The sequence below is a fragment of the Amycolatopsis sp. QT-25 genome, assembly GCF_029369745.1.
Taxonomy (GTDB): Bacteria; Actinomycetota; Actinomycetes; order Mycobacteriales; family Pseudonocardiaceae; genus Amycolatopsis.
The window spans coordinates 5,916,872-5,942,639 of sequence record NZ_CP120210.1 but is presented as its reverse complement, the minus strand read 5'-3'; the positions used below and the strand labels follow the sequence as shown (position 1 = coordinate 5,942,639).

General features: G+C 69.4%; 20 protein-coding genes. 14 read left to right on the top strand and 6 right to left on the bottom strand.

Annotated elements, in window-relative coordinates:
- Window positions 1-335: 335 nt before the first annotated feature.
- From kdpF to smc, 9 genes are all read left to right on the top strand, one after another.
- The gene (kdpF, locus tag P3102_RS27550) at window positions 336-437 is read left to right on the top strand and encodes a K(+)-transporting ATPase subunit F (RefSeq protein WP_276362947.1); all 102 of its coding nucleotides are present in this window, start codon (window positions 336-338) and stop codon (window positions 435-437) included.
- Between the two features lie 37 nt (window positions 438-474).
- Window positions 475-2,145: a potassium-transporting ATPase subunit KdpA gene (gene kdpA / locus P3102_RS27545; protein ID WP_276362945.1), complete on the top strand. Its 1,671-nt coding sequence runs from the start codon at window positions 475-477 to the stop codon at window positions 2,143-2,145.
- Complete coding sequence (gene kdpB / locus P3102_RS27540; RefSeq protein ID WP_276362943.1) at window positions 2,142-4,235, top strand: potassium-transporting ATPase subunit KdpB; 2,094 nt, start codon at window positions 2,142-2,144, stop codon at window positions 4,233-4,235. The genes kdpA and kdpB overlap by 4 nt, the downstream gene beginning before the upstream one ends.
- A 3-nt stretch (window positions 4,236-4,238) precedes the next feature.
- On the top strand, window positions 4,239-4,850 hold the full coding sequence (locus tag P3102_RS27535) for a potassium-transporting ATPase subunit C (RefSeq protein ID WP_276362942.1): 612 nt from the start codon (window positions 4,239-4,241) through the stop codon (window positions 4,848-4,850).
- Window positions 4,851-4,855: 5 nt separating this feature from the next.
- Entirely contained in the window at window positions 4,856-7,441 is a 2,586-nt protein-coding gene (locus tag P3102_RS27530; RefSeq protein ID WP_276362940.1) for a sensor histidine kinase KdpD, read from the top strand.
- Window positions 7,438-8,139 carry a response regulator gene (locus tag P3102_RS27525; protein WP_276362938.1) on the top strand — a complete coding sequence of 234 codons (702 nt, stop codon included), beginning with the start codon at window positions 7,438-7,440 and terminating at the stop codon, window positions 8,137-8,139. The genes P3102_RS27530 and P3102_RS27525 overlap by 4 nt, the downstream gene beginning before the upstream one ends.
- Before the next feature lie 340 nt (window positions 8,140-8,479).
- The gene (locus P3102_RS27520; RefSeq protein ID WP_276362937.1) at window positions 8,480-9,016 is read left to right on the top strand and encodes a hypothetical protein; all 537 of its coding nucleotides are present in this window, start codon (window positions 8,480-8,482) and stop codon (window positions 9,014-9,016) included.
- 242 nt (window positions 9,017-9,258) lie between these two features.
- Window positions 9,259-9,552 (top strand): acylphosphatase, encoded by a 294-nt coding sequence (locus P3102_RS27515; RefSeq protein ID WP_276362935.1) that lies wholly within the window; start codon window positions 9,259-9,261, stop codon window positions 9,550-9,552.
- Window positions 9,553-9,640: 88 nt separating this feature from the next.
- Window positions 9,641-13,240: a chromosome segregation protein SMC gene (gene smc, locus P3102_RS27510; protein WP_276362934.1), complete on the top strand. Its 3,600-nt coding sequence runs from the start codon at window positions 9,641-9,643 to the stop codon at window positions 13,238-13,240.
- A gap of 70 nt (window positions 13,241-13,310) precedes the next feature.
- On the opposite strand, the gene P3102_RS27505 is transcribed toward smc, so the two are convergent.
- Both P3102_RS27505 and P3102_RS27500 read right to left on the bottom strand, forming a co-directional pair.
- Window positions 13,311-14,894: a sodium:solute symporter gene (locus P3102_RS27505; RefSeq protein WP_276362932.1), complete on the bottom strand. Its 1,584-nt coding sequence runs from the start codon at window positions 14,892-14,894 to the stop codon at window positions 13,311-13,313.
- A 9-nt stretch (window positions 14,895-14,903) separates the two neighbouring features.
- Complete coding sequence (locus tag P3102_RS27500) at window positions 14,904-16,112, bottom strand: anhydro-N-acetylmuramic acid kinase (RefSeq protein WP_276362931.1); 1,209 nt, start codon at window positions 16,110-16,112, stop codon at window positions 14,904-14,906.
- A gap of 153 nt (window positions 16,113-16,265) precedes the next feature.
- Here P3102_RS27500 and ftsY point away from each other — a divergent pair, with 153 nt between their 5' ends.
- Complete coding sequence (ftsY, locus tag P3102_RS27495) at window positions 16,266-17,654, top strand: signal recognition particle-docking protein FtsY (RefSeq protein ID WP_276362930.1); 1,389 nt, start codon at window positions 16,266-16,268, stop codon at window positions 17,652-17,654.
- Here the strand turns inward: ftsY and P3102_RS27490 are convergent.
- Both P3102_RS27490 and P3102_RS27485 read right to left on the bottom strand, forming a co-directional pair.
- Window positions 17,651-18,232 (bottom strand): hypothetical protein, encoded by a 582-nt coding sequence (locus P3102_RS27490; protein ID WP_276362928.1) that lies wholly within the window; start codon window positions 18,230-18,232, stop codon window positions 17,651-17,653. The two genes, ftsY and P3102_RS27490, sit on opposite strands and share 4 nt — an antisense overlap.
- Before the next feature lie 90 nt (window positions 18,233-18,322).
- Window positions 18,323-19,816: an MFS transporter gene (locus P3102_RS27485; protein ID WP_276362927.1), complete on the bottom strand. Its 1,494-nt coding sequence runs from the start codon at window positions 19,814-19,816 to the stop codon at window positions 18,323-18,325.
- A 112-nt stretch (window positions 19,817-19,928) separates the two neighbouring features.
- Here P3102_RS27485 and P3102_RS27480 point away from each other — a divergent pair, with 112 nt between their 5' ends.
- The gene (locus P3102_RS27480) at window positions 19,929-20,660 is read left to right on the top strand and encodes a TetR/AcrR family transcriptional regulator (RefSeq protein WP_276362925.1); all 732 of its coding nucleotides are present in this window, start codon (window positions 19,929-19,931) and stop codon (window positions 20,658-20,660) included.
- Here P3102_RS27480 and P3102_RS27475 read toward each other — a convergent pair.
- Window positions 20,650-21,426, bottom strand: coding sequence for an IclR family transcriptional regulator (locus tag P3102_RS27475; RefSeq protein WP_276362923.1), 777 nt, complete (start codon window positions 21,424-21,426; stop codon window positions 20,650-20,652). The genes P3102_RS27480 and P3102_RS27475 overlap by 11 nt on opposite strands.
- Window positions 21,427-21,548: 122 nt before the next feature.
- On the opposite strand from P3102_RS27475, the gene aceB reads away from it, so the two are divergent.
- Together aceB and P3102_RS27465 are read left to right on the top strand one after the other, a co-directional pair.
- Window positions 21,549-23,126, top strand: coding sequence for a malate synthase A (aceB, locus tag P3102_RS27470; RefSeq protein ID WP_276362922.1), 1,578 nt, complete (start codon window positions 21,549-21,551; stop codon window positions 23,124-23,126).
- Window positions 23,127-23,130: 4 nt separating this feature from the next.
- Window positions 23,131-24,327 (top strand): aldolase/citrate lyase family protein, encoded by a 1,197-nt coding sequence (locus P3102_RS27465; RefSeq protein WP_276362921.1) that lies wholly within the window; start codon window positions 23,131-23,133, stop codon window positions 24,325-24,327.
- Here P3102_RS27465 and P3102_RS27460 read toward each other — a convergent pair.
- On the bottom strand, window positions 24,306-25,052 hold the full coding sequence (locus P3102_RS27460) for an ABC transporter ATP-binding protein (protein ID WP_276362919.1): 747 nt from the start codon (window positions 25,050-25,052) through the stop codon (window positions 24,306-24,308). The genes P3102_RS27465 and P3102_RS27460 overlap by 22 nt on opposite strands.
- A gap of 75 nt (window positions 25,053-25,127) precedes the next feature.
- Between P3102_RS27460 and P3102_RS27455 the strand changes: the two genes are divergently transcribed.
- Window positions 25,128-25,748, top strand: coding sequence for a TetR/AcrR family transcriptional regulator (locus tag P3102_RS27455; protein ID WP_276362917.1), 621 nt, complete (start codon window positions 25,128-25,130; stop codon window positions 25,746-25,748).
- The last annotated feature ends 20 nt before the right edge of the window (window positions 25,749-25,768 follow it).

Genomic DNA, 25,768 nt, shown 5'->3' with positions numbered 1-25,768 from the left:
CCAATGATTAGTTAGCACATACAAATACTTGTAACACCGGTGTAACACGGTGGGGCGGGCTTGTCTGCCCGAATTGCACGCTCCGTCCGCAGTGGGTCACCGTCTGTGGGGCATGTCACCGGGCATCAAAAAGTCGTAAAGGCACCCGATCGGGGCATCAAGACGCCGTCAGACCGGGGTCGCGATGGTCTGTACCAGGCGCAGTGTTGCGGGGTCCTGGTCACCGATGGGGTGACCTGTCCTGAGAGGTGCCCAGTGGCCGACTTGCTCTACGCCGTGCTCTTGATCGGCGTCTTCGTGGTTCTCGCGCTGACCCTGCGTGGTCTGGAGAAGCTGTGACCGGCACGGGGTCCGTGGCCGACGTCGTCGGCGGACTGCTGGCGCTGGGGTTGCTCGTCTATTTGTTCATCGCACTGGTCAGGCCGGAGAAATTCTGATGCGTCCCGACGTACTCGTTCCCGCGGAGGGACTGGCATGACAGACACCGCGGCCGGCCTCCTGCAGGCCGGCCTCCTCCTCGTCGCGCTCGCCGTGGTCCACCGGCCACTCGGCGACTACATGGCGCGGGTCTTCTCGGTGTCTTCCGCGGAGAAACACACCAAGGCCGAACGCGGCCTGTACCGCCTGTTCCGGGTGAACCCCGGATCGGAACAGCACTGGAAGACCTACGCGTCCGCCGTGCTCGGCTTCTCGTTCGTCTCCGTCGTTTTCCTGTACCTGCTTCAGCGGCTCCAGGCGATCCTGCCGTGGAGCCTCGGCAAGGAACCGGTCTCGCCGGCGGTCGCCTTCAACACCGCCGTCAGCTTCGTGACCAACACGAACTGGCAGTCCTACAGCCCCGAAGCGACCATGGGTCACTTCGTGCAGATGGCCGGCCTGACCGTGCAGAACTTCCTCTCCGCCGCCGTCGGCCTTTCGGTCGCCATCGCGGTCGTCCGCGGCTTCGTCCGCTCGAAGACCGACCGCCTCGGCAACTTCTGGGTGGACCTGACGCGCGGCACGGTCCGCATCCTGTTGCCGATCGCCTTCGTGGCGGCGCTCGCGCTGATCGCCCTCGGTGTCGTGCAAAGCCTCAAGAGCGGCATCGACGTCCTCAATCCGGACGGGAGCACGAGCAAGATCGCCCTCGCGCCCGCCGCGAGCCAGGAGGCCATCAAGGAACTCGGCACCAACGGCGGCGGTGTCTTCAACGCCAACTCGGCCCATCCGTTCGAGAACCCGAACGCCTGGACCAACCTGATCGAGATCTTCCTGATCCTGGTCGTCCCGGTGTCGCTCACCCGCACGTTCGGCAAGCTCGCCGGCAACACGCGGCAGGGCTACGTCCTGCTTTCGGTGATGGCCGCGCTCTTCACCGCGATGCTCGCGGTGACCTGGCTGTCCGAAGCCCACGCGAGCGGGCCGGCGTCACTGGCCGCCGGGGCGAACCTGGAGGGCAAGGAACAGCGCTTCGGCATCGGCCTGAGTTCGCTGTTCGCCAACGCCACCACCGGCACGTCGACCGGCGCGGTCAACAGCATGCACGACAGCTACAGCGGGCTCGGCGGCGGTGGGGCGCTGCTCAACATGCTGCTGGGCGAGATCTCGCCGGGCGGGGTGGGCACCGGGCTCTACGGCATCCTCGTGCTGGCCGTGATCGCGATGTTCCTCGCCGGGCTGATGGTCGGCCGGACACCGGAGTACCTGGGGAAGAAGCTGGGCAAACGCGAGGTCACCTGCGCGGCGGTCTCGATGCTCGCCATGCCGACGGTGGTGCTGCTCGGCTCCGGTATCGCCCTGATGCTGGCCGACACCCCGGCCGCCATGACCAACTCGGGCGCGCACGGCCTCTCCGAGGTCCTCTACGCCTACGCCTCGGCGGGCAACAACAACGGCAGCGCGTTCGGCGGGCTCACCGTGACGAACGACTGGTTCCAGTCGTCGTTGTCGGTGGCGATGCTGCTCGGCCGGTTCATCCCCATCCTCGCCGTGCTGTGCCTGGCCGGATCCCTCGCCTCGCAACGGAAGGTTCCGGAAACCGCCGGCACACTGCCCACCACCGGCCCGCTCTTCGCCGCCTTGCTCGCGGGCACGATCGTGCTCGTCGCGGCCCTCACCTTCGTCCCGGCGCTCGCGCTCGGGCCCATCGCAGAGGCATTGGCATGACCGTCACCGAGGAACGCACCCCCGAAGAAACGACGCGGCAGCACGGGGAGCACACGGGCCGCGTCGGTGCGGGCGTCTTCAGCCCCCGCCAGCTCCTGACCTCCCTGCCCGAGGCGCTGCGCAAACTGAACCCCAAGCACCAGCTCGGCAACCCGGTCATGTTCGTGGTGTGGATCGGCTCGGCGCTGACCACGGTCTTCGCGATCACCGACCCGAGCGTGTTCACCGTCCTCATCACGATCTGGCTGTGGTTCACCGTCCTGTTCGCGAACCTCGCCGAGGCCGTCGCGGAGGGCCGGGGCAAGGCACAGGCGGAAACCCTGCGGCGAAGCAAGAAGGAGACCGTCGCCCGCCGCCTCACCGAGGACGGTGACGAGGAGACCGTGCCGGGTGCCGACCTGCGCGTCGGTGACCTCGTGGTCGTCGAGGCCGGACAGGTCGTCCCGGGCGACGGCGACGTCGTCGAGGGTATCGCGACCGTCGACGAATCGGCCATCACCGGCGAGTCGGCCCCGGTCATCCGCGAATCGGGTGGCGACCGGTGCGCGGTCACCGGCGGCACCACGGTGCTTTCGGACCGGGTGGTCGTGAAGATCACCACCAAACCCGGCGAGTCCTTTGTGGACCGCATGATCGCCTTGGTGGAGGGCGCTTCCCGGCAGAAGACGCCGAACGAGATCGCGCTGACGATCCTGCTCTCGACGCTGACGATCATCTTCCTGCTCGCCGTCGTGGCGGTGCGGCCGATGGCGGGCTACTCCGGCAGCCAGCAGTCGGTGATCGTGCTGACCGCGTTGCTGGTGTGCCTGATCCCGACGACGATCGGCGCGCTGCTGTCGGCGATCGGCATCGCCGGGATGGACCGGCTCGTGCAGCGCAACGTCCTCGCGACGAGCGGTCGCGCGGTGGAAGCCGCCGGTGACGTCTCGACGCTGCTGCTGGACAAGACGGGCACGATCACCTTCGGCAACCGCAAGGCCACCGAGCTGGTCCCGGTCGGGCAGTCCACCAGGGACGGCCTCGCCGAAGCGGCCCGGCTGTCGAGCCTCGCCGACGGCACGCCGGAAGGCCGCAGCATCGTCGAACTCGTCGCGCGGGAACACGGGCTCGGCCAGGCGGCGTCCGACGCCGAAAAGCGCGCGGACTTCGTCGAGTTCACCGCGCAGACCCGGATGAGCGGCATCGACATCGGCGAACGCCAGGTTCGCAAGGGTGCCACCGCCGCCGTGCGGGAATGGGTCCGGGACCGCGGTGGCGACATGCCGGACGAGACCGAACGCGTCGTCGACGAGATCAGCGGACAGGGTGGCACGCCGCTGGTGGTCGCGGAGTACGACGGCGCGAAAGCGTTCGTGCGCGGCGTGATCCGGCTGTCCGACGTGGTCAAACCGGGGATGAGGGAGCGGTTCGCCCAGCTCCGCGCGATGGGGATCAAGACCGTGATGATCACCGGCGACAACCCGCTCACCGCCAAGGCCATCGCCGCGGACGCGGGCGTCGACGACTATCTCGCCGAAGCCAAACCCGAAGACAAGATGGCGCTGATCAAGAAGGAGCAGGAGGGCGGGCGGCTGGTCGCGATGACCGGCGACGGCACCAACGACGCCCCGGCGCTGGCGCAGTCCGACGTCGGCGTCGCGATGAACACCGGGACCTCCGCCGCCAAGGAGGCGGGGAACATGGTGGACCTCGACTCCGACCCGACGAAGCTGATCGAGATCGTCGAGATCGGCAAGCAGTTGCTGATCACGCGCGGCGCGCTGACCACCTTCAGCGTCGCCAACGACCTGGCGAAGTACTTCGCCATCCTGCCCGCGATGTTCACCGGCGTCTTCGCCCAGCTCGGCGCGCTCAACATCATGCAGCTGGCGACCCCGAAGTCGGCGATCCTCTCGGCGGTCGTCTTCAACGCGCTGATCATCGTCGGGCTGATCCCGCTCGCCCTGCGGGGTGTCCGGTACAAGCCGTCGTCGGCCTCGGCGCTGCTGCGCCGGAACCTGCTGGTCTACGGTTTCGGCGGCATCGTCAGCCCGTTCCTCGGGATCTGGCTGATCGACCTGCTCGTCCGTCTCGTTCCTGGAATCGGGTGACCCGTGAACGCACTGCTGAAACAGACCCTCGCCGGGCTGCGTGTCCTGCTCGTCTTCACGGTCCTGCTGGGTGTGGTCTACCCGCTCGGTGTCTGGGCGGTCTCCCGGATCCCCGGCCTCGAAGGCAACGCGGAAGGCTCGATCGTCACCCGGGACGGGCAGGCCGTCGGGTCTTCGCTGATCGGCATCGACCCGGTCGCGGCCGATCCAGCCAAGGATCCATGGTTCCACAACCGCCCGTCCGCGGGATCGAAGGACGCCCTCGGCCCCGGCGACCCGTCGTCGTCCGGCGCGTCGAACAAGGGCCCGTACAACGAGGACCTGGTCGCCGCGATCGGTGAACGCAAGAAGCTCGTCGCCGCCCGTGAGGGGGCCCGGGAAGCGCAGGTGCCCGCCGACGCGGTGACGGCGTCGGGATCCGGCATGGATCCGGCGATCAGCGTCGCCTACGCCGACCTGCAGATCCCCCGAGTGGCCAGGAACACGGGCCTGTCCGAAGAGAAGGTCCGGCAGCTCGTGGCGGAGAACACGAGCGGCGCCGGGATCGGTGTGCCGGGCGTCAATGTGCCGAAGGTCAACTTGGCCGTGCGCGACGCGGCCGGAGGAGCACACTGACGGACGTGGACGAAAACCCGACCAAGCCGCGCCGGGGTGAGCTGAGGATCTACCTCGGCGCGGCCCCGGGCGTCGGCAAGACCTACGCGATGCTCGGCGAGGCGCGACGCCGCCTCGACCGGGGCACCGACGTGGTCGTCGGCCTGGTCGAGACGCACGGGCGGAAAAAGACCGCGGAGCTCGTCGACGGGCTGGAGACGGTGCCGCGTCGCCGGTCGGCGCACCGGGACCACGAGTTCGAGGAGATGGACCTCGACGCGCTGCTCGCCCGTGCCCCGGAGGTCGCCGTGGTCGACGAGCTCGCGCACACCAACGTGCCGGGTTCGCGCAACGAGAAGCGCTGGCAGGACATCGACGAACTGCTCGCCGCCGGCATCGACGTGCTCTCCACGGTCAACGTGCAGCATCTGCAGAGCCTCAACGACGTGGTCGAGCGCATCACCGGCGTCACCCAGCAGGAGACGGTGCCCGACGAGGTCGTGCGGCGGGCCGAGCAGCTGGAGCTGGTCGACATCACGCCCGAGGCGCTGCGCAGGCGGCTGGCGCACGGCAACGTCTATCGGGCCGAACGGATCGACGCGGCGCTGGGCAACTACTTCCGGCCCGGCAACCTCACCGCGCTGCGGGAACTCGCGCTGCTGTGGGTCGCCGACCAGGTCGACGTGGCCCTGCAGCGGTACCGGGCCGAGCAGAAGATCACCGACACCTGGGAAGCCCGCGAACGGGTGGTCGTGTCCATCACCGGCGGCCCGGAGAGCGAGACGCTGATCCGCCGCGCGAGCCGTATCGCGAACCGCGCGGGCGCCGAACTGCAGGTGCTGCACATCCTGCGCGGTGACGGGCTCGCCGGGATGGGACCGACGGCGGTCGGCAAGTACCGGAAGCTGGCCGAAGAGGTCGGCGCGACCTTCCACACCGTCGTCGGCGACGACGTGCCGACGGCGCTGCTCGACTTCGCGCGCGGGGTGAACGCGACCCAGCTGGTGATCGGGACCTCACGGCGGTCGCGGGTGGCGAGACTGTTCGACGAGGGCATCGGCGCGGCCGTGGTCCAGCGCTCCGGCCCGATCGACGTCCACATGGTCACGCACGCCCAAGCGGGCGGACGGCTGCGCGCCCGGCTCAACCGGAGCCCGCTCGCGCCTTCGCGGAGGCTGGCCGGCTGGGTGCTCGCCGTCGTCCTGCCCGTCCTGGCGACGTCGCTCGGCGTCCTGCTGAAGGAGCAGCTCGACTTTTCGACCGACATGGTCGCCTACATGCTGGCGACGGTGCTCGTCGCGCTCACGGGCGGGCTCGGGCCCGCGCTGCTCGCGGCGGTGCTTTCGGCGGGGCTGCTGAACTTCTTCTTCACCTCGCCGCTGTACACCCTGACCGTCCACGAGCCGCGCAACGTGATCACGCTGATCGCGATGGTGCTGGTGGCGATCCTCGTCGCGGCGGTCGTCGACACCGCCGCCCGGCGCGCGACCCAGGCCGCGCGAGCGCGGACCGAGGCCGCGCTGCTCGCTTCGTACGCGCGGACGGTGCTCACGCACACCAACCCGATCGAGCGGCTGCTGGAGAAGGTCCGCGAGAACTTCGGCCTGACGTCGGTGTCCCTGCTGGAAAAGCGGGACGGGAAGTGGACACGGGTGGCGAACGCCGGCACGGATCCCTGTGCCGACCCGGACCAGGCCGACGCCGACATCGCGGTCACCGCGGACGTGCACCTGACACTGCGAGGACGCGCGCTGCCCGCGTCGGACCGGGGAGTGCTGGAAGCCGTCGCGGGGCAGGCGTTGCTGGCCCTGCGGCAGCAGCGGACGGCGAAGGCGGCCATCCGGGCCGAGCGCAAGGCCGAGGCCACCGAACTGCGCACGGCCCTGCTGTCGGCCGTCGGGCACGACCTCCGTACCCCGCTGACGTCGATCAAGGCCGCCATCGGCAGCCTGCGCGCGACCGACATCTCACTGTCCGAAGAGGACACCGGTGAGCTGCTCGAAGCGATCGAGGAATCGGCGGACCGGTTGGCCGGGCTGATCGACAACCTGCTCGACTCGTCGCGGCTGGCGACCGGCGCGGTGCGCCCGCACCTGCGCCCGGTCGGCTACGACGAGGTGGTCTCGCACGCCTTGTCCACCGTGGACGACTCCGCTTCGGTCGTGGTCGCGATCGACTCACGGCTGCCGTCGGTCCGGGCCGACCCCGGCCTGCTGGAACGGGTGGTGGCGAACGTGATCGACAACGCGCTGCGGCACGGGAGGTCGCGCGAGCCGGTCTCGGCCCGCGCCAGCACGCATTCCGACCATGTCGAACTGCGCATCGTCGACCACGGGCGCGGGCTCAAGAAGGGCACCGCGGACTCGGCTTTCGCGCCGTTCCAGCGGCTCGGGGGAGACCGGGACAGCGTGCCCGGCGTGGGACTGGGGCTTTCGGTCGCCAAGGGGTTCACCGAGGCGATGGGCGGGCGGATCCGGGCGGAGGACACGCCCGGCGGCGGGCTCACCGTCGTCATCTCGCTGCCCGCCTGTGTTGGTCAGGATCCGGGAAAGAGCCTCCTCGTGTTCGACGACGAGGGACTGGAGAACGAAGAGGAGGAGCGAGTGCGATGAGCGCAGACACCGCGTCGGCGACCGTCCTGGTCGTCGACGACGAACCGCAGATCGTGCGAGCCCTGCGGATCAACCTGTCCGCCCGCGGCTACAAGGTGATCACCGCGCACGACGGGACGGCCGCGCTGAAGGCCGTCGCCGAGACCAAACCCGACGTCGTCGTCCTCGACCTCGGCCTGCCCGACCTCGACGGCACCGAGGTGATCGCGGGTCTGCGCGGCTGGACGACGGTGCCGATCATCGTGCTGTCCGCGCGCGGCGACTCGGCCGACAAGGTCGAGGCACTCGACGCCGGCGCCGACGACTACGTCACCAAACCCTTCGGCATGGACGAACTGCTGGCGCGGCTCCGCGCCGCCGTGCGGCGCTCGGCGTCGTCCGGGGTGGACGGTGCGGACGCGGTGGTGGACACGGGATCGTTCCGCATCGACCTAGCGGCGAAGAAGGTGCGCCGGGACGGCAAGGAAGTGCACCTCACCAAGACCGAATGGGGCGTGCTGGAACTGCTGGTGCGCAACCGCGGCCGTCTGGTGGCGCAGAAACAGCTGCTGCACGAGGTGTGGGGGCCGGCGTATGAGACCGAGTCGCACTACCTGCGCGTGTATCTGGCGCAACTGCGGCGGAAACTGGAACCGGAACCCTCGCGGCCGCGGCACCTGCTCACCGAACCGGGGATGGGGTACCGCTTCGAAATGTGAGCCGTGCGGTCGTCCTTAGGCCCGGCGGAAGTGTCATGAAAGGGTCGTTCGGGACACTCTTTGTCCTGAACGACCCTTCATGACATCCGGTGCATCCGGCCGCCACCCCTCCCAGGGGGACGCCATGAAAGGTCCTTTCCTTGCAAATTTTGCAAGGAAAGGACCTTTCATGGCGCGTGGCGAGGGGAACGGGTCGCGAAAGTGGTTTTCGCGACCCTCGCCGAGGCCTCCCGTCCACCGGGCGCCGCAAAGTGGTGAAGGCCTCTCGGAGGGACCCGGAGTCCCTCCGAGAGGCCTTCACGGACCAAAGGCTTACAGGGCGCTGCTCGTGGAGGTGTCGGTGCCCGAGGTACTGGACCGGCCCGGGGACGACTCGCTGGGAGCGCCACCGGGGCTGGAGCTGCCGTTCGGGGTGCTCGATGGCGGCTCCGGAGGGGGCGTCGTAGCCGGAGTGGTCGTTGTGGGAGTCGTCGTTTTCGTCGGTGTAGGTGTCGGCTTCGGCGTTGGCGTGGGGCCTGGGCCTGGGCCGGGGCCCGGGCCCGGGTTCGGGTTCGGGCCCGGGTTCGGCGGCACCACCGGCGGGGGCGGCGTGACGACGCTCGTCGTCTTCTTGCCGTCCGGGCCGACCGAGGTCACCGTGGTCGGCGGCGGCGCCGAGCTGGCAGACGCGCCGGGGATCGGTGAACCGCTGACGGTCATCGGGCCGCCGGGGACGGCGTTCCCCGGGACCACCTGCACGCCGGCGGGGGCGATGCCCTGTCCGCCGCCGGAGACGCCGGTGCCGCCCGCGGTGGTGGAGACGCCGGGCCCCGCGAGTTCGGCGATCGCGGCGAAGGCCGTCGCCACCACGAGGCCGCTGACGCCGAGTACGGCGTAGCCGGCGCGGTTGAGCTTGCCGGTGGCGCCGCGCGGGGGTGCCACGGACACGCGTGCGCTCGAATCAGACCCGTCGGGACGGGACATGTGCTGGCTCCTCGGATGGGGGGCTTCGGGGAGTTCGGCTACCCGGGCGTGGTGGCCAGGGCGGGGACCCGCGCGGAGATTATCACCGCTGCTCAACCGCCTGCGAACCACAGCGAACGTGGTGTTCACCCTCCGCGTTCGTCCGCATGGTGCACGATGGGGAACGTGAGTGAAGAAGTAACGCACATCAGGCTGACCGCGTGGGTGCACGGCCGCGTGCAGGGTGTCGGTTTCCGCTGGTGGACCCGGAGCCGGGCGCTCGAACTCGGGTTGGCGGGCAGCGCGGCCAATCTGGCGGACGGGCGTGTCGAGGTGATAGCGGAGGGTGTTCGCGACCACTGTGCGCGGCTGCTGGCGGCTTTGCGGTCCGGTGAATCACCCGGAAGTGTGGATCACGTCGAACGGTGGTCCCCGGCGAAAGGCGGGCTTCGCGGGTTCGTGGAGCGCTGAGGCCCCGCGTCCCACGATCACCGTGAGCACACGGGTAGCCTGGGCCGATTGAAAGACCGGTTCCCGCAGCCAGAGGGGTCAGCACGACGTGCACCTGAAGAGCCTGACGCTCAAGGGCTTCAAGTCCTTCGCCTCGGCGACGACGTTGCGGTTCGAGCCGGGCATCACCTGTGTCGTCGGGCCGAACGGCTCCGGCAAGTCGAACGTCCTCGACGCGCTCCGCTGGGTCATGGGCACCCAGGGCGCGAAGGACCTGCGCGGCGGCAAGATGGAGGACGTCATCTTCGCCGGGACCGCCGGCCGCGCCCCGCTGGGACGCGCCGAGGTCACCCTGACCATCGACAACGCCGACGGTGCGCTGCCCATCGAGTACTCCGAGGTGTCGATCACCCGCCGGATGTTCCGTGACGGCGCGAGCGAATACGAGATCAACGGCGACCGCTGCCGTCTCATGGACGTGCAGGAACTGCTGTCGGACTCCGGTATCGGCCGCGAGATGCACGTCATCGTCGGGCAGGGCCAGCTTTCGGCGATCCTCGAATCCAAGCCCGAGGAGCGCCGCGCCTTCATCGAGGAGGCCGCCGGTGTCCTCAAGCACCGCAAGCGCAAGGAACAGACCCTGCGCAAGCTCGCGAACATGCAAGGCAACCTCGACCGCCTCGGCGACCTCACCACCGAGCTCCGCCGCCAGCTCAAACCGCTGGGCAAACAGGCCGAGATCGCCCGCAAGGCGCAGTGGGTGCAGTCCGAACTGCGGGACGCGCGGCTGCGGTTGTTCGCCCACGACCTGGTCACCCAGCGCGAAGGCATCGCCAAGGAAGAGGCCGACGAGCGCGTCGCCCGCCAGCGGCGCGCCGAAGTCGAGCAGACGCTGGAGATCGTCGCCGCCGAGGAGGCCGAGCTCGAAGCGTCGCTCGCCGAGGACGCGCCGAAGCTGGCCGCCGCACAGGAGACCTGGTACAAGCTCTCCGCCCTGACGGAACGGTTGCGCGGCACCGTGCGGCTCGCGCTGGAGCGTCAGCGGCATCTGTCGTCCGACGTGCAGCAGGCGAGCACCGGCCGCGACCCCGACGAACTGCTCGCCGAGGCGGAGCAGGTCGCCGAGCGGGAGCAGGAGCTCACCGAGGCCGTCGCCGAGGCCCGCATGGTGCTTTCGGAGACCGTTCAGCGGCGTGAGCAGCTCGAACACCTCGTCCAGGCCGCCGAGCGGGCGCATATGGCCGCCGTCCGCGCGATCGCCGACCGCAGGGAAGGGCTCGCGAAGCTCTCCGGCCAGGTCGAGGCGCTGCGCAGCAAGAACGGCGCCACCTCCGACGAGATCGACCGGCTCACCGTGTCGCTCGAAGAGGCCGCCGAACGGGCGGAGATCGCCGTCGAGGAACTCGAAGAGGCCAAGGCCGCGGGCGGTGTCGAGGAATCCGACGACTCCGACCTCCAGGCCCATCACGACCGCGCGGTGGAGGCCAACAACGCCGCCAAGGCGCGGGTCGAGGAGCTGGTCAAGGCCGAGCGGGCCGCCGAACGCGAGATCGCGTCCGAGAAGGCTCGCGTCGAAGCCCTCTCGATGGGCCTGCGCCGCAAGGACGGGGCCGGCGCGCTGCTCGGCGCGCAGCACGAGCTGCCGGGCCTGCTCGGTTCGGTGGCCGCGTTGCTCACCGTCGAAGCAGGCCACGAGGTCGCGCTGGCCGCCGCGCTCGGCCCGGTCGCCGACGCGGTCGCGGTCAACGGCGGTGAAGCCGCCCTCGCCGCGCTGAGGTTCCTGAAGGACAACGACTCCGGCCGCGCCGGTATCCTGCTCGGTGGCCTGGAGTCCACCGTGGACACCAGTTCGTGGCCGTCGCTGCCCGAGGGTGCCCGCTGGGCGCGCGAAGTCGTCACGGCGCCGCCCGCGTTGCGCTCGGCCGTCGAGCACGCGCTCGATCGGGTGGCCGTCGTGGACGGTCTGGAATCCGCGCGCCGTCTCGTCGAGGTCCATCCCGAGGTCAGCACGGTCACGCCGGAGGGCGACGTGTTCGGGGCCCGCTGGGCGGTCGGCGGTTCCGCCCGCAACGAGAGCGTCATCGAGGTCCAGGCCGCGGTCGACGCGGCGGGCGACCGGCTGAACGCCGCCGAGCGCGCGCTGGAACGCACCGCCGCGGAACTCGAAGGAGCCCGCGCCGGGCAGGCCGCCCGGCGCGAAGAAGTCGGCAGGGCCAAGGAAGCGCTCGGCGACGCGAAGGTCCGCAAAGCCCGTTCGTCCGAGCGGTTGAACCGGATGGAGCAGGCCGCGCGTGCCGCGCGGGCCGAGATGGACCGGCTGAGCAACCAGCGTGCCAAGGTCGAGCAGAGCCGCGAAGAGGCGCTGCGGCAGCTCGCCGAACTCGAAGAGCGGCTGGCCGCCGTCGCCGACCAGGAAGTCGACGAGGATCCGGACACCGCCGAGCGAGACCAGGCCGCCGAGGACCTCGGCACGGTCCGCCAAGAGGAGATGGAATCCCGGCTCGCGCTGCGCACCGCCGAGGAACGCGCGCGGAGCATCCAGGGCAAGGCCGAATCGCTCCGCCGGGCCGCGCATGCCGAGCGGCAGGCTCGTGACCGCGCCGAAAAGTCCAGGGCCGCCCGGAAACGCGGCGCCGAAATCGCCAACGCGGTGGTCAACGGCGGTGAGATCGCACTGGAGCGCATCGAGGTTTCCGTGCAGCGCGCCGCCCACGAGCGGGACGAGGCACAGGCGCGGCGGCAGTCGCGGGAGACCGCGCTGACCCAGGTCCGCAGCAAGGTCCGCGAGCTGACCGGCGAACTGGAGAAGCTCACCGACGCCGTCCACCGCGACGAGGTGTTGCGCGCCGAGCAGCGGCTGCGGCTGGAACAGCTCGAAACCAAGATCGCCGAGGACTTCGGCATCGGCCTCGAGGACCTCGTCGCCGAGTACGGCCCGGACGTCCCCGTGCCGCCGAGCGCGGGGGAGATGGCCGAGTACGAGGCCGCCAAGGAACGCGGCGAGGACGTCACCCCGCCGCCGCCCATGCCGTTCGACCGCGACACCCAGGCACGCCGGGCGAAGCGCGCGGAGAAGGACCTGAGCCTGCTGGGCAAGGTCAACCCGCTGGCGCTGGAGGAGTTCGCGGCGCTGGAGGAGCGGTACAAGTTCCTCTCGACCCAGCTCGAAGACCTCAAGGACACCCGCAAGGACCTCGAAGCCGTCATCAAGCAGGTCGACGAAAAGATCCTCGAGGTCTTCGCCTCGGCGTACGAAGACGTCGCGCGCGAGTTCGAGACCGTGTTCAGCGTGCTGTTCCCGGGCGGTGAGGGGCGCATGGTGCTCACCCAGCCCAACGACCTGCTTTCCACCGGTGTCGACGTCGAAGCGCGCCCGCCGGGCAAGAAGGTCAAGCGGCTCTCGCTGCTCTCCGGTGGCGAGAAGTCGCTCGTCGCCGTCGGCATGCTCGTGGCGATCTTCCGCGCCCGGCCTTCGCCCTTCTACGTCATGGACGAGGTCGAGGCCGCGCTCGACGACACCAACATGCGACGGTTGATCGGGTTGCTGGAGCAGCTGCGGGACTCTTCGCAGCTGATCATCATCACCCACCAGAAGCCGACCATGGAGATCGCCGACGCGCTGTACGGCGTTTCGATGCAGGGCGACGGCATCACGAAGGTGATCTCGCAGCGGCTGCGGACGTCCGAAGAGGACCCGGTTCCCGCTTAGCGCGTGCTATGAAAGGTCCCTTCCTTGCAAAATTTGCAAGGAAGGGACCTTTCATAGCGTTCGGGGGAGGTCAAACCGGTGTCGACTCCTTCACCTCCGGTTCCGCGAGCGGGTCCACACTCCCGTGCCGCAGCGACAGCAACCCGCCCACCACGAGCGTGATCACCACACCGCACAGCGTGTACCAGGGCCACGCCAGCGCCACCGTGTTCCCCGAAGACCTGCTGAAGTCGACACCGATCAGGCTGCCGTCCGGTTTGTCGAACTTGACACCCAGGATGAGGAAGGCCATCACGATCACCGTCGCCACGAACGCCACGATCGCGTCCGTCTGCCTTGCCCGCTTGAACAGCAGGCCCAGCAGGAACGCGCCGAGCAGCGCGCCGTAGGTGTAGCCGGTGATGCCGAGCGCCTGCACCACGATCGGGTCGGCCGAGGTCTTGTCGGAGGAGGCGAAGAAGCCCGCGCACAGGATCAGCGCGCCCGCCCAGACGATCGTCCAGATCCGGCCGTGCTTGAGCCGGTCGGCTTCCGGCAGTTGCCTGCCGATCACCCGTTCGTAGACATCGGTCACCGTCGAGGAGGCCAGCGCGCCCAGCGAAGAACTCAGTGCGGCGGCGAGGATCCCGGCGATCACGAACCCGGACAGGCCGCTCGGCAGGTCGTTCACGATGAAGGTCGCGAACAGTTCGTCCTTGTTGGCCAGTCCGAGGCCTTCCGGCTTCGGCTTCGTCGGGGCAAGTCCGTTGTAGAGCGCCCACAGCAGCACGCCGATGAACAGGAACAGCGCGAACTGGACGAACACGACGAAACCGCTGGCGACCAGGGCCTTCCGCGCGGCACGCAGGTCGTTGGTGGCCTGGAGGCGCTGCACGATCAGCTGGTCCGAGCCGTGCGAGGCCATCGAGAGCACGGCGCCACCGATCAACGCGGTGAAGAACGCGTACTGCCCGGTGAGCATGTTCGAGGAGAAGTCGAAGATCTGGAACTTGTTCGCGTCGACGGCCTTGTCGAACCAGCCGTCCGGCAGCCTGCTGGAGATCGCCCAGATCACCACGACCGCGCCGAGGACGTACCAGAGCATCTGGATCGCGTCGACCCACACGACCGCGCGGACGCCGCCGAAGAAGCTGTAGATCACCATCGCGATGCCGAGCCCGATCACGATGGTCCAGTACGAGACGGTCAGGCCGTAGGCGGCGAGCACCACCTTGATCGGGATCGCGGTGGCGAACAGCCGGATGCCGTCGGCCAGCGTGCGGGTGAGCAGGAAGGTCACCGACGCGGTGCCCTGCAGCCCGCTGCCGAAACGCTTGCCGAGGAAGGCGTAGGCGGTGACCAGGTTGCCCGCCACGTAGCGCGGCAACAGCACCATCGACACCACGATCCGGCCCGCGATGTAGCCGATCGCCAGGGCCAGGTACGTCATCCCGCCGTCACTCGGGGTGGCGATGTAGGCCACCGTCGGCACCGACAGCACGGTGAGGGTGGAGGTCTCCGCGGAGACCACCGAGAGGCAGGCCACCCACCAGGAGATCTTGCCTTCACCGACGAAGTAGTCGGAGCCGGATTTCTGTCTGCCGCCGATCCAGATGCCCAGCAGGGGCATGCCGACCAGGAAAAGCCCGATGATCGCGAGGTCAAGTGCGCGCATCCGTATCTCCTATCGCTCGCCGGTCGTCGCCGCTACCCGTAGCCGGGTCACGGTTGAGCTGTGCGGGGCGGGGAGGCGCAGGGGCCCCGCGCCCGGGGTGATGCTGCCGAGCAGCCGGTCGCCGCGGGCACCGGTCGCCGCCGGAAGGTTGCCGGGGACACCGGACCAGGTCAGCCAGCCCAGCAGAATGGTCAGGTATGCCTCTTTGCCCGCGCGTGGCAGCCCGTGGTCGTCGCTGGTCTTCAGCGCCGCGCCCGGCAGATTCCCGGCGAGCGAGGCCATCAGCGCCGGGTTGTCGGCGCCGCCGCCGGAGACGATCACCGTGGCGACGGCGTGGCGACGGCATTCCGCGGCGATCGTCACGGCGGTCAGTTCCGTCAGCGTCGCCAAGAGATCCTCCGGGCCGACCGGCGGAAGCCCGTCGAGCGCCGCGTCGAGATACGCGCCGTGGAACAGTTCCTTGCCGGTGGACTTCGGTGGCGCGGCCGCGTAGTACGGGTCGAGCAGCAGTTTCGCCAGCAGGTCGGGCCGGACGTTCCCGCGCAGGGCGAGTGCTCCGTCGAGGTCGGCACGCAGGCCGGCGACGCGGTGCGCGGCGATGTCCATCAGGGCGTTGCCGGGGCCGGTGTCGTAGGCCAGGACGTCACCTTCCGCCGGCACCACGGTGATGTTCGCGATCCCGCCGATGTTCAGCGCCGCGACCGGGCCGGAAGCGGCCGTTTCCCGTAACCACAACGCGTCCAGCGTGCCGGCGAGGGGCGCGCCGTGCCCGCCGGCGGCGACGTCGCGGACCCGCAGGTCGGCCACCACCGGCAGGCCGGTGCGCTCGGCGATCCACGCCGGGTTCCCCAGTTGCAGCGTGCCGCGGGCGGTGCCGTCCTCGACCCAGTGGAACACCGTCTGGCCCAGCGAGGCGACGACGTCCGCGGCACCGCCCGCCAGTTCTTCGACGCCGCGGGCGGCCGCTTCACCGAAAACCTGGCCCACCAGGGTGTCGAGTTTCGTAAGCTGTTCGGCGCTGCAGGGATTCGGCGGCAGGGCGTCGAGCAAGGCGTCGCGGAGCGTTTCGGGATACGGGACTTCGAGCCTGCCGAGCGGGGAGAGCACCACAGTGTCCCCGTCGGCGCGTAGTTCGGCGGCCGCCACGTCGATCCCGTCGATCGACGTGCCGGAGATGAGTCCGATCACCCGGACCCCGGTGCCGGAGGAAACCGTCATTCTTCAGTGGTCTAGTGCTCGATCCCGAGGCCGCGCAAGCGACACCGTTTCTTCTTGTCCGAACTGAGTCTTGTCCAGTGGATGTCTGACGGGATCGGCTCGCTTCCCGTGGGGCGTCTGAACGCGGCGGTATGCGGATGCGAGGATGGCGCCGTGTCGAGTACCCCCTGGTTCTGGATCGTTGTCGTTGCCGTCGTGGTCCTGGTCGCCGTTCTGGTGGCCGGGCTGCTCATCGCGCGCCGCCGCCGAATCAGCCTGGACGAGTCCAAGGCTGCCGATGTCGTCGAGAAGCCGAAGGGGGGCGGCTATACCGCGACAGGCGGGATCGCGCTCGCCCCCGGCGGCGAAAAGACCGAAGAAGCCGAGGAAGCCGAGGAAACCGGACATCCGGTCGAGGATCGCCCGGAGACCGACGGCCAGCCCGCCGTCGGGGACGACGCCGCGGTGCCGAGGGACTCCGCGCAGCGCACGGTGCGCGACATCGGACTTCCCGAACCGGCCGAGGAAGCGGCGCCCGCCCCCGCCCCCGCCCCCGCCCCCGCCCCCGCTCCCACGCCCGCCCCCGCTCCCACGCCCGCCCCCGCTCCCGCTCCCGCGGACGAGATCGCCCCGGCCGGCGGACGACTGGAGCGGTTGCGCGGCAGGCTCGGCAAGTCGCGTTCGATGTTCGGGCAGAGCCTGCTCGGGCTGCTGGGCGCCGGTGACCTGGACGAGGACTCCTGGCAGGACGTCGAAGACACGTTGCTCATGGCGGACCTGGGTGCCGCGACGACCACCGAGATCGTCGACCGTCTCCGTGCGGAGCTGAAGCGCCGTGCCGTGCGGACCTCCGAGGAGGCGCGCGCGGTGTTGCAGGAGGTGCTGACCTCCGCCCTGTCGACCGACGCGGTCCGGGCCGTCCGCGCGCTGCCGCACACCGTCGACGGCGTGAAGCAGCCCGCCGTCGTGCTGATCGCCGGGGTCAACGGCACCGGCAAGACCACCACCACCGGCAAGCTCGCCAGGGTGCTCGTCGCGCAGGGGAGCACGGTGGTGCTCGGCGCGGCCGACACCTTCCGCGCCGCCGCGGCGGACCAGTTGCAGACATGGGCGGAGCGCGTGGGCGCGGAGGTCGTCCGCGGCAAGGAAGGCGCGGACCCGGCGGCGGTCGCCTTCGACGCCGTCAAACGCGGTGCCGAGGCGGGGGTGGACGCGGTCCTGATCGACACGGCGGGCCGCCTGCACACCAAGACCGGTCTGATGGACGAGCTGGGCAAGGTCAAGCGAGTCGTCGAGAAGCAGGCGAAGGTCGACGAGGTGCTGCTGGTGCTCGATGCCACCACCGGGCAGAACGGGCTGATGCAGGCCCGCGTGTTCTCGGAGGTCATCGACGTCACCGGCATCGTGCTGACCAAATTGGACGGCACGGCGAAGGGCGGCATCGTCTTCCAGGTGCAGCGCGAACTGGGGGTGCCGGTCAAGCTCGTCGGTCTCGGCGAGGGGCCGGACGACCTGGCGCCGTTCGAGCCGGGCGCGTTCGTCGAGGCGCTGCTCGGCAGCTAGGACGCGCGGATGCGGGGGAGCATCACTTCCACTACGTAGCGAGCGACGTGGAGGCGGTGCTCCAGGCAGAGTCCATAGGTCAGCGGGGGGACACCGCACAGCAGGCATCCCGGCCGACTGAGACCGACCGGCGGGGGAGGCCCGGCGGATCGGACGATCACCGGGTCCGGGCGAATACAGGCTTTCGCGGTGCCGTTGCCGCCCAGCCACAGCAACTGTGACCCGAAGGCGTGCAGGGTCGGCGCCGCGCCGAGCCAGGGAGAGAGTTCGAGGATCGCGGCCGTGATCCGGTACCTGCCTCGTTTCACCCGCACGCGGGCGGTCTCCCCGAGCACCATCGGCAAGGTCAGGTCTTCGGCGGAATGGTCGAGCCTTCGCAGGGTCAGGACGACCGGCGCCTTCGCGCCCCGCAGGTACGGCAGGGTGTACTTCACGGTGATGTCGAGGTCGCTGGTCGCTTCGGCGCCTGAGACGCTCAGGTCGTGCCGCTGTGGTTTCCGGCCGCCTGTGGTGACCGCCCGGTCGAGTGCCTTCTCCGCGAGCTTCTGCCCCATCCAGGCGATCATCGGCTCGACCATCTGACCTCCCCTCGCTCGGCCCCTTTCGAGGTTACGGCGAAGGCCCCTCTCCCGGCTCAGCCGAAAGAGGGGCCTTCGCGGAGTTCGCGGTCAGACGGAGACCGGAGCGTCGGCCGGGACCGGGGCGGGCTTCTTGTCCCGCATCACCAGGAACGCGACCACCGCCGCGGCCAGTACGCCCACGGCGCTCACCAGGAACGTCGTCGACATCGCCGAGGTGAACGACTCGCGGGCCGCGGTGATGAGGACGCCGTCACCGGTGGCGAAGGCGTCACCGATCGAAAGCCGCGCCCGCGCCGGGGCGGACTCGGGCATCTGAGCGGTGAACAGGCTCGACACGACGCTGCCCAGGATCGCGATGCCGAGCGCGGCGCCCAGCTGCTGAATGGTGTCGTTGAGCGCGGAACCGACGCCGGCCTGCTCCTCCGGGACCTCGCCCATCAGCGCCGCGATCGCCGCCGGCATCGCCAGCCCGCCGCCCGCGCCGAGCAGGAACAGCGCGATCGCCGGCAGCAGGAAGCCCTCGCTCGCCGACAGCGTCGCGAGCAGGCCGAAGCCGCCCGCCATCACGGTCATCCCGGCGGTGGCGAGCGCGCGGTTGCCGATCTTCTGGCCCAGCGTGGCGCCGAGGGTGTTGCAGAGCAGCGACGCGATGGCCATCGGGATGAAGGCCAGACCCGCTTGGGTCGGGGTGTAGCCGAGCACGAACTGCAGGTACTGGGTCAGAAGAAGCAGCAACCCGCCGTTGCCGATCTGCACCAGCGTGAGCGACAGGCTGCCACCGCTGAAGTTGCGCTTGCGGAACAGCTTCAGCGGGACCATCGGCGAGGGCGTGTGCCGCTCCCAGGCCACGAAACCGATCAGGCTCACCACCGCGATCGCCAGCGGGACGAGGGTTCCGGCCTCGGTGATGCCGTGCTTGGGCAGTTCGATGATCGTCCAGACCAGCGCCGTCATGCCGACGGCGGAAAGGATCGCGCCGAGCGGATCCGGCTTCTGCCACGGGCCCTTGGACTCCGGCATCAGCGTGAGCGCGGCGATCACCGCGATGACCACGATCGGCACGTTGATCAGGAACACCGCGCCCCACCAGAACCACGCGATCAGCACGCCGCCCAGCACCGGGCCGCCGATCATGCCCAGCATCGCGACCGCGCTCCACGCCGCCATCGCCTTGCGGCGCTCCTCGTCGTCGAAGACGGTGATCAGGATCGACAGGGTGCTGGGCATGATCAGCGCGCCGCCGACACCCATCACCGCACGGGACAGGATCAGTTCGAGCGGGTTCGCGGCGAACGCGGCGACGAGGGAGGCCACCCCGAACAGGACGAGCCCGACGAGCATCACCTTCCGGCGCCCGAACCGGTCTCCGAGGCTGCCCGAGGTGAGCAGCAGGCCGGCGAACACGAGGATGTAGGAGTCCAGGATCCACTGCGTGTCCTGGGCGCTCGCGCCGAGGTCTTCGGCCAGCGGCGGCACGGCGACCGTCAGCACCATGTTGTCGACGACCAGCACGAGCGTGCTCAGGCACAGCACGATCAGGATCCACCAGCGCCGTGGATCGCGTAAGGATGCTGCGTTCATCGGGATACCCCCAGGAAGAAGTTGGTTGCGTACGTTGTTCCGTTCTTGCGCACACTGTACGCAGAATGAAACATCGTTCGCAAGAGGGTACGTCGTCCGCTAGAATGGGGGCATGTCAGTGGAGGAACAGCCGATCCAGTCGGTGTGGACCCGCCCTCGCCGGAAGCGAGACCAGCCCGCGCTGAGTCAGGCGCAGATCGTGGCCGAGGCCGTCCGGCTTCTGGACGTCGAAGGCGTCGACGCGCTGAGCATGCGGCGGCTCGGCACCGCGCTGAACGCGGGCGCGACCTCGCTCTATCGGCACGTGGCGAACCGCGACGAGCTGATCGAGCTGGTCGTCGACGAGGTCTACGGCGAGATCACCGTGCCGGGCCGTGACGACCCGGCTCGGTGGCGGGAAGCGGCCGTGGTCGGGGCGCAGAGTGTCCGCGCGATGATCCTGCGGCACCCCTGGGTGGCTTCACTGCTCGGCTCGGTCGGCCTGTCGTACCTCGGGCCGAACGTCATGCGGCTCAACGAGCGGCTGCTGGCCGTCTTCGTGGCCGCGGGCTTCCCCGGCGACGAGGCGGAGCAGGCGATCAGCGCGGTGATGTCGTACGTCATCGGTATGGGGACGACCGAGGCGGCATGGCTCACGACGGTCGCGAAGAGCGGCCAAACCGAACGTGAGTGGGCGCGGCGACTGCGGCCCGCCGTCGAGGAAGCGGCAAGGGATCACCCGCGCCAGCGGGAGTCGCTCGTGCGGAACGACGAGGAGGCCGACCCGGAGCGGCTTCGCGACGAAAAGTTCCGCTACGGACTGGAGAGGATGCTCGACGGCTTGGAGACCAGGGTCAAACGGTGACCCCGTCCCGCGAAAGGGTCGAACCGAGCGAGTTCGCGATCCGCTGGACGACGGGCGCGATCCGCTCGACGGCCTCCCTCGTGAGCCGTCCCGAAGGCCCGGACACCGAGACCGCCGCCGGCACCGGCGCGCCCGGGACCGCGACGGCCACGCAGCGGACGCCCAGTTCCTGCTCCGCTTCGTCGAGCGCGTAACCCTGCTGGGCGATTTTCGCCAGCTCGCGCAGGAGTGCGTCCTGGTCGGTGAAGGTGTGCTCGGTGTAGGAGGGCATGCCCGTCCTGGCGAGCAGCGCCGTCACGTCGTCGGACGGCAGACGCGCGAGCATCGCCTTCCCCACGCCGGTGCCGTGCGGCAGGAGACGCCGTCCGACCTCGGTGAACATCCGCATCGAGTGCTTCGACGGCACCTGCGCGACGTAGACGACCTCGTCCCGCTCCAGCACCGCGAGGTTGGCGGTCTCGCCGACCTCGTCGACCAGTTCCGCGAGCAGCGGCCGTGCCCACGAGCCGAACTGCATGCTGGCGTTCTCCCCCAGCCGGATGAGCCGGGCGCCCAGCGCGTACCGGCGGTTGGTGTTCTGCCGGACGTAGCCCAGATCCACCAGTGTCCTGATCAGCCGGTGGATGGTCGGCATCGGCAGCCCGGACAGCGTCGCCAGCTCCGAGAGGCTGGCCTCGCCGCCGGTGTCCGCGAGATGCTCGAGGAGCTCGAAGGCCCGCTGAAGGGACTGGACGCCGCCGTCGCGCCCGTTCTTCTCCGCCGCCACCGTGGTACTCCTTACGTCCGCGTTGAGGTTCCGCTATGCAGAAACTATAGTCCGTCAGGTAAAACCGTAGGGACGTCTTGTATCAGGGATGTCACTGTCTTTCCGAACTCGGGGTGTTACTCATGTCTGAAGCTCAGGTGCTCGGCGATCCGGTCGAGCGCGGGGACGAAATCCTCACGCCGGAGGCGCTCGCCTTCCTCGCCGGCCTGCACGAGGCCTTCGCCGCCCGCCGCGACGAGCTGCTGCAGGCCAGGGGCAAACGCCGCGAGGAAGCCAGGACCACCGGCAAGCTCGACTTCCTGCCCGAGACCAGGGAGATCCGCGAGGGCGACTGGAAGGTGGCCGAGGCCCCGCCCGCGCTGCGCGACCGCCGTGTCGAGATCACCGGTCCGACCGACCGCAAGATGACCATCAACGCGCTGAACTCCGGCGCCAAGGTCTGGCTCGCCGACCTCGAGGACGCCAACACGCCGCACTGGGCGAACGTCGTCTCCGGCCAGGTCAACCTGTACGACGCGGTCCGCGAAACCATCACGCTGGAAAGCGGTGCCAAGAGCTACGCGCTGAAGGACGACGTCGAGCACGCGACCATCGTCGTCCGTCCGCGCGGCTGGCACCTCGACGAGCGCGGCCTGTCCTTCGGCGGACGCCAGGCCGTCGGCGCGCTGGTCGACTTCGGCCTGTACTTCTTCCACAACGCGCGGGAGCTGCTCAACCGCGGCAAGGGCCCGTACTTCTACCTGCCGAAGATGGAGAGTCACCTCGAAGCGCGGCTCTGGAACGACGTCTTCACCCACGCGGAGAAGACGCTCGGCATCTCCCACGGCACCGTCCGCGCGACCGTGCTGATCGAGACCATCCCGGCCGCGTTCGAGATGGAGGAGATCCTCTACGAACTGCGCGAGCACGCCTCCGGCCTGAACGCCGGCCGCTGGGACTACCTGTTCAGCGTCATCAAGTACTTCCGCGACGCGGGCGAGAAGTTCGTGCTGCCGGACCGCAACTCGGTCACCATGACCGCCCCGTTCATGCGCGCGTACACCGAACTGCTGGTGCGCACCTGCCACAAGCGCGGGGCGTTCGCGATCGGCGGCATGGCCGCGTTCATCCCGAACCGCAAGGACCCCGAGGTCACCGCGGCCGCGCTCGACAAGGTCCGCGCCGACAAGAGCCGTGAGGCGGGCGACGGCTTCGACGGTTCCTGGGTCGCGCACCCCGGCATGGTGGACATCTGCCGCGAGGAGTTCGACAAGGTCCTCGGGGACAAGCCGAACCAGCTCGACCGCACCCGCGACGAGGTGTCCGTCACCGCCGACCAGTTGCTCGACGCGGCTTCGACGCCGGGTGGCGCCACGGCGGCCGGTCTGCGCGCCGCCGTCGACGTCGGCATCCGCTACATCGCCTCGTGGCTGAGCGGGAACGGCGCGGCGGCCATCCACAACCTGATGGAGGACGCGGCCACCGCGGAGATCTCGCGCTCGCAGGTGTGGCAGTGGGTGCGCAACGGCACGCGGCTCGACACCGGTGACGAGGTCACCGAGGAGCTGGTGCGTGGCGTGCTGGCCGAGGTCCGCGGCGCACTCGCCGCCGAGATCAAGCCGGAACTGCTGGAGCCCGCCGTCGAACTGTTCGAGCAGGTCGCGCTCGCCGACGAGTTCCCGGACTTCCTGACCCTGCCCGCCTACGAACGGATCAAGTAGACAGATGGGGAACGGGCGGCTCACCGAGGACGTCTACACCGCCGCTGACGCGCGGCTGGCCGAGGCCGACGCGCGCGTCGCGGCCGCTTATCCCGGTGAGCCGCCCGGCCGTCAGCCCGTGCACACGGTGTACGTGCCGGCGTCGCAGTACAAGACGAGGCTCGTCGCGGACTGGGGCAAGCAGGCATTGCGGGTCTTCGGCGAGCACGCCGATCGACTGGACCTGGACGCGGACATCGCCGACCGGGTCCGGGCCAAACTCCTGACCGAGCCGATCGAGGATCTGCGGATCGACTTCGAGGACGGTCTCGGCAGGCCGGGCGACGACGAGGAAGACGCCATCGCGCTCGCCGCGGGACGGACCCTCGCCGTGACGGGCGGGACGCCGTTCGTCGGCATCCGGTTCAAGAGTTTCGAGCAGGCGACCCGCCGCCGCGGCATCCGCACGCTCGACCTCTTCTTGGCCGGACTGCTGGAAAGCGGGCCACTGCCGGAGGGGTTCGTCGTCACGCTGCCGAAGGTGACCGCCGTCGAGCAGGTCGAAGTGGCGGCGGATGTCCTGGAACGCCTCGAATCCGCGTACGGCCTGCCTGACGGCACGCTGCGGTTCGAAGTCCAGATCGAGACGTCCCAGTCCATTGTGGACCTCGACGGGACCGTGGCGGTGCCGCGGATCATCGAAGCCGCACGCGGCCGCTGTTCGGGGCTGCACTACGGAACCTACGACTACAGCGCCGGACTCGGGATCAGCGCCGAATACCAGAGCATGGACCATCCGGCCGCCGATTTCGCCAAGCAGCTCATGCAGGTTTCGGCCGCGGGGACCGCCGTCCGGCTTTCGGACGGCTCGACGAACAAGCTGCCCGTCGGTGACGCGATCCTCCCCGCCTGGCGCGAACATCTACGGCTGGTGCGCCGATCCCTGGAACGCGGCTTCTACCAGGGCTGGGACCTGCACCCGCACCAGCTGCCGACCCGGTTCGCCGCCACCTATGCGTTCTTCCGCGAAGGTTTCCCCGCCGCTCTGGGCCGGTTACGGGACTACGCGGACAAGACCGGGGGCGAAATGCTGGACGAACCGGCGACCGCGCGGGCTTTGGCGAGTTTCCTGTTGCGGGGGGTGGACTGCGGAGCCGTGGACGCGAGCGAGCTTTCGTTCTCGCGGTCCGAATTGGACGGTTACGCGCGACGCGTTTCGTGATATTCGGCGAGAACCTCGTCCAGGGCCCCGCGCATCCGGATGCGGCCCTCGTCCATCCACAGTGCGGTGGTGCACAGCTCGCGCAGTAATTCGTCGGCGTGCGAGGCGAACACCAGTACCCCGGAGCGGCGGGCGAGGTCGACCAGCCGTTCGCGGGCCTTGGCGAGGAACGCGGCGTCGATCGCGCCGAGTCCCTCGTCGAGGATGAGGATCTCGGGATCGATGGTGGTCACCACGCCGAGCGCGAGCCGCACCCGCATCCCGGCGGAGTAGGTGCGCAGGGGCATGCTCAGGTAGTCGCCGAGCTCGGTGAAGTCGGCGATGTCGTCGACCCGTTTCTCCATCTGCCGGCGGCTCATGCCGAGGAACAGGCCCCGGATCAGGATGTTCTCGTGGCCCGAGACCTCGGGATCCAGCCCCACGCCGAGGTCGAACACCGGCGCGATCCGGCCGACGACCCGCGCACTGCCCCGGGTCGGTTCGTAGATCCCGGACAGCAGGCGCAGCAGAGTGGATTTCCCGGCGCCGTTGTGCCCGACCAGGCCGACGCGATCGCCTTCGCGCAGGGACAGGGAAACGTCTTGCAGGGCCTCGATGATCGGGACCTTGGCGCCGGTTCCGATCTTGCCGCCGACCTTGCCGAGCACCTGTTTCTTCAGTGACCGGGTCTTGGCGTCGAAGATCGGGAAATCGACGTAGGCGCCCTCTACCTCGATGCTCACCACGATGCAGGCCTCCTCGCGTTCGTCAGATGTGAACAGAAATTACCATTCACGTTCTGGTGCGGTAACGTGCGGCTGGTGAGTCACTCCGTCGATCAGGGCTTTCGGCCGCCGCAGCAGGCCCGGAGCCGCGAGTCCCTGCAGAAGGTGCTGGCCGCCGCCGAACACGTCCTGGCGAGCCAAGGTCTCGAGCAGTTCACCGTCGCCGCGGTCGCCGAGCAGGCGGGGATGTCGGTGGGCACGATCTATCGCCGGTTCGTGGGAAAGAACCAGCTGCTGTACGCGGTGAAGGATCAGTTGCTCGGGCAGCTGGAGGCCGGTGTCAGCGAAGCGCTTCGTTCCGCGGAGCCCGGATTGAGCGGTGTCGTGAGCGCGTTCACGCAGGCTTTGGCGCGAACGTTCGCCCGGCACGACCGGATCTTTCCCGAACTGCTCGACAGCCAGCGCGCCGAAGGACGCGAACGCGGTCTCCAAGCACTGGCCACCATCCAGCGCGATTTCGAGGCCGCGACTGGGTCTTGTCTTGGGGAGATCCGCCGGCCGGATGGGGCTATTCGCATGGTGAGCCGGACGATCATCGGCTCCTGCGTCCACCGGGCCGCCAGCGGCCGGTACTGGTCGGATGGCCTGAGCTGGGACGTTTGGGCGACCGAGACGACCGAGATGGCGCTGGCCTATCTGGGATCTGAGTCCGGTTAGGGCGGTGTTCCGCATTCCGT